The organism is Psychrobacter sp. CoH-33_TS_01, assembly GCF_058189395.1.
Genome location: NZ_JBVGQI010000025.1, coordinates 1 through 913, shown reverse-complemented (window position 1 = coordinate 913; position 913 = coordinate 1). Strand labels below are relative to the sequence as shown.

At 39.3% G+C, this 913-nt stretch carries 2 protein-coding genes; both read right to left on the bottom strand.

The genetic code is table 11. The features are described from left to right. Positions 1-5: 5 nt before the first annotated feature. Positions 6-572 carry an IS630 family transposase gene (locus tag ACZ2XM_RS15395; protein WP_490589846.1) on the bottom strand — a complete coding sequence of 189 codons (567 nt, stop codon included), beginning with the start codon at positions 570-572 and terminating at the stop codon, positions 6-8. After that, entirely contained in the window at positions 499-849 is a 351-nt protein-coding gene (locus ACZ2XM_RS15390) for an IS630 transposase-related protein (RefSeq protein WP_490589845.1), read from the bottom strand. Before ACZ2XM_RS15390 ends, ACZ2XM_RS15395 begins: the two co-directional genes overlap by 74 nt. Between the last annotated feature and the right edge of the window lie 64 nt (positions 850-913).

Genomic DNA, 913 nt, shown 5'->3' with positions numbered 1-913 from the left:
TATAGTTAAGTCTTTATAAAATCGATACAGCCCATATCATGAAACAGTTTAGGTAGATTATTCTCCATCCATCCTTGGCGCAGAAACTTAGCCTGTGCCCATTTTTTCTCGATAGGGTTCAGATCAGGACTGTACGGCGGCAGCCAAAGAATACGATGACCATGTCTGTTGAGTAGTTTTTGGATACGTCTGCTTTTATGAAACCGAGCGTTATCCATAACGATCACGCATTTAGTCTTGAGACTTGGAATTAGCGTGAACTTACACCAGTCATAAAATATATTGCTATTGATATTTGTCTCAAAGTAATCAAGCGCGAACAGCATTTTTTCATAGAGAGCTCCGATGACATTAGTACGCTTCTTTGCTTGCCAGTTATAGCGATCAATACAAGGTTTACCAATCGGTGAATAGCCATGAGAACGAATGGTTTCAGCCTCAAAGCCGCTTTCATCCATATAGATAATGGGATAGCCTTGCTGCGTAAAGCGATCAAGCCTACTCTGGAATATCGCTCTTTTTATCGGACACGCTTTTGGATGTTCTAAGGTCTTTTTTTTGACTGATACCAAGACGCTTTAAAGCATTGAAGATGCCCGTTTTACTACAGTTCAAGCGACGAGCTCTTTCATAGTTATAATCATCTGGGTATTTTTTTACGTCTTCAATCAAGGCGTCATCAGGTATTTTAGTCGGTGCTTTATTTCTGGTGGTTTTAGGAGCTAAATTCTGCTGCCAACTATGAATGGTGCTGGTACTAAGTCCATAAAAAAGCGCAGCTTCTCGAATGGTCATGCCGTCTTTAATGCTACGCAGTACTTGTTTGCGATAGTCGATTGAATAGGTCATCGTTTATTTCATTAAATGCAATTGTTAAAAGTATTGTATCTGTTTTATTTGGATTAGACTATAG

Coding starts and splice junctions, on each gene's coding strand:
- ACZ2XM_RS15390 (WP_490589845.1), bottom strand. CDS start 849: ATGACCTATTCAATCGACTATCGCAAACAAGTACTGCGTAGCATTAAA.